Annotated in this window: 4 protein-coding genes and 1 pseudogene; 2 read left to right on the forward strand and 3 right to left on the reverse strand. The window is 70.9% G+C overall.

Translation table 11 applies throughout. The features are described from left to right. The coding region (locus tag CCN39_RS37545) for a GMC family oxidoreductase (RefSeq protein WP_208630570.1) at positions 1-508 on the reverse strand (508 nt) is incomplete at its 3' end. Positions 509-663: 155 nt separating this feature from the next. On the opposite strand from CCN39_RS37545, the gene purS reads away from it, so the two are divergent. Together purS and purQ are read left to right on the forward strand one after the other, a co-directional pair. After that, on the forward strand, positions 664-903 hold the full coding sequence (gene purS / locus CCN39_RS37550; RefSeq protein ID WP_013230759.1) for a phosphoribosylformylglycinamidine synthase subunit PurS: 240 nt from the start codon (positions 664-666) through the stop codon (positions 901-903). Then, positions 900-1,577: a phosphoribosylformylglycinamidine synthase subunit PurQ gene (purQ, locus tag CCN39_RS37555; RefSeq protein ID WP_086850234.1), complete on the forward strand. Its 678-nt coding sequence runs from the start codon at positions 900-902 to the stop codon at positions 1,575-1,577. The genes purS and purQ overlap by 4 nt, the downstream gene beginning before the upstream one ends. 91 nt (positions 1,578-1,668) lie before the next feature. On the opposite strand, the gene CCN39_RS37560 is transcribed toward purQ, so the two are convergent. Together CCN39_RS37560 and CCN39_RS37565 are read right to left on the reverse strand one after the other, a co-directional pair. Further along, positions 1,669-2,094, reverse strand: a complete 426-nt coding sequence (locus CCN39_RS37560; protein ID WP_086850236.1) for a pyridoxamine 5'-phosphate oxidase family protein — start codon at positions 2,092-2,094, stop codon at positions 1,669-1,671. 66 nt (positions 2,095-2,160) lie between these two features. Further along, positions 2,161-2,537, reverse strand: a pseudogene (locus CCN39_RS37565) (ABC transporter ATP-binding protein); the annotation flags it as partial.

The following is a 2,537-nucleotide window of genomic DNA, read 5'->3' on the forward strand; positions in this document are numbered from 1 at the left end:
TGAGCCCCCACGCGACGGCCGAGTCGACCCAGGCGTGCGACAGCTCGTGGGTGAACCGGCGGTCTTCGACGTGCAGCGGGCCGTCCGTTCCGTGCAGCGGCCCGCCGAGCCGCTGGTTGCCCTCGGCGCGCTTGAAGTACGGCAGGACGTCGTCCCAGCCCCAGCCCGTGGCGCCGTGAGAATCGCGCCAGCCGTCGTAGTCGGCGCGGTTGCCGCGGATGTAGATCATCGCGTTGATCGACGAGCAGCCGCCGAGCATCTTGCCGCGCGGCCAGTACGACGTCTTGCCCGTGTGCTTCTGCTCGACGGTCTCGTAGTTCCAGTCCCACTTGGTCTTGAACAGCGACGGGAAGGCGGCCGGGATGTGGATCTCGTCCGCGGTGTCCTCCCCGCCCGCTTCGAGCAGCAGGACCTGCGCCGCCGGGTCTTCGGTCAGCCGGTTCGCCAGGACGCATCCCGCGCTCCCGGCGCCGACGATGACGTAGTCGTAGGAGTCTTGGACGGCCACGGTGCCTCCTGTTGGCGAGATGTCAACGACTCATCATGGCGCAGCGCCGCGCCGTCGGCCAGTCTAGGTTTCCCGGTGGGCCCCGCCAGGGGGTCGAGAGGGTGAACTATGCTCGCGGGGTACCCACGACCTGCGTGAATAAGGAGCAGCCTGCCGTGGCCCGAGTCGTCGTCGACGTCATGCCGAAGCCCGAAATCCTCGACCCGCAGGGACAGGCCGCGCTCGGCGCCGCCGGCCGCCTGGGGTTCACCGGGATCACCGAAATCCGCCAGGGCAAGCACTTCGAGATCGAGGTCGACGACACGGTCGACGACGCGACGCTGGAGAAGATCGCCGAAGGCTTCCTCGCGAACCCGGTCATCGAACAGTGGACGATCACGCGGGTGGACGCGTGAGCGCGCGCATCGGCGTCATCACCTTCCCGGGCACGCTGGACGACGGCGACGCGGCCCGCGCGGTCCGCTACGCCGGCGGCGAGGCGGTGCCGCTGTGGCACGCCGACGAGGACCTGCGTGACGTCGACGCCGTGGTCGTCCCGGGCGGCTTCTCCTACGGCGACTACCTGCGCGCGGGCGTGATCGCCCGGTTCGCGCCGGTCATGACGCCGGTGATCGAGGCGGCGCGCGCGGGCATGCCGGTGCTCGGCATCTGCAACGGGTTCCAGATCCTGTGCGAGGCCGGCCTGCTGCCCGGCGCGATGATCCGCAACCAGGGCCTGCACTTCATCTGCCGCGACCAGTGGCTGCGGGTGGAGAACACCGACACGGCGTGGACGACGCGGTACGACCCCGGTGCCGAGATCCTCATCCCGATGAAGAACATCGACGGCTGCTACATGGCCGAGCAGTCCACTTTGGACGAGCTGGAGGGCGAAGGCCGCGTGGTGTTCCGGTACGTCGGCGGGAACCCGAACGGGTCGCGCAACGACATCGCCGGGATCCGCAGCGAGAACGGCCGGGTCGTCGGGCTGATGCCGCACCCGGAGCACGCGATCGACGCGCTGACCGGGCCGTCCGACGACGGGCTCGGCATGTTCTTCAGCGCGGTGGACGCGCTCGTGAAGGCGTGACGGCGGGCCGCGCCCCCCGGTAGCCATTCTACCGGGGCGCACCGACAGTTCCGGGGCTGTGGACGTGAGTTGTCCACAGCCCCGGACCACGTCAGCTCTTGCTCTGGTCGTTCGACAGCCACTTCTCTGGCCGGACGCGGACCAGCACCGATCGCTCTCCGAGGGCCGAGTCGACGTAGGCCGTCGCCTGGTCCTCCGGCCAGTACCGCTTCGCGATCCGCAGGGCCTGCTCGCGCGACGGGGGTCCGTCGTTCGCGATCACCGGGCCCTCGACCGTCACGTACTTGTACGGCGGGTTCTCGTCCTGGGCCACCAGGCTCAGCCGTCCGGCCGCGCGGATCGACCGGTCCTTGACCGAGTCGCGGTCCATCCAGATCAGCAGCTCGCCGCCCGGCGCGTAGTCGTACCAAACCGGGACCGCCAGCGGTGCCCGGCCGGCGCGTTCCACCGCCAGCACGCCCACGTGCACCCCGCTCAGGAACTGCTCGCGTTCGGCCGCGGTCATCACGAAAGACATGGCACTCCCCGGGTAGAAGATCGCCTACCCGGGGAGCAACACATCGGCCACTCCGGACATTCCGGACTAACTCGCCGCCGCGACCAGCCGCGCGTACGAGCCGCCCGCCGACAGCAGCTCCTCGTGCGGGCCCAGCTCCGTGATCCGGCCGCCCTCGACCACCGCGACCCGGTCGGCCGCCGCCGCCGTGTGCAGGCGGTGGGCGATCGCGATCACCGTCCGGCCCGCCAGCACGCTGTTCAGCGACCGCTCCAGGTCCCGGGCCGAGCCCGTGTCCAGCAGCGACGTCGCCTCGTCGAGCACCAGCGTGTGCGGGTCCGCCAGCACCACCCGGGCCAGCGCCAGCTGCTGCGCGATCGCCGCCGGCACCGGGTGCTCGCCCGGTCCCAGCTTCGTGTCCAGCCCGGACGGCAGCGTCGCGACCCAGTCCGACGCGCCCGCCG

Source organism: Amycolatopsis kentuckyensis, assembly GCF_002155975.1.
In the GTDB taxonomy this organism is placed as follows: domain Bacteria; phylum Actinomycetota; class Actinomycetes; order Mycobacteriales; family Pseudonocardiaceae; genus Amycolatopsis; species Amycolatopsis kentuckyensis.

Excerpts from the sequence above, each read along its gene's own strand:
- CCN39_RS37560 (WP_086850236.1), bottom strand. The coding sequence starts at position 2,094 with ATGTCTTTCGTGATGACCGCGGCCGAACGCGAGCAGTTCCTGAGCGGG.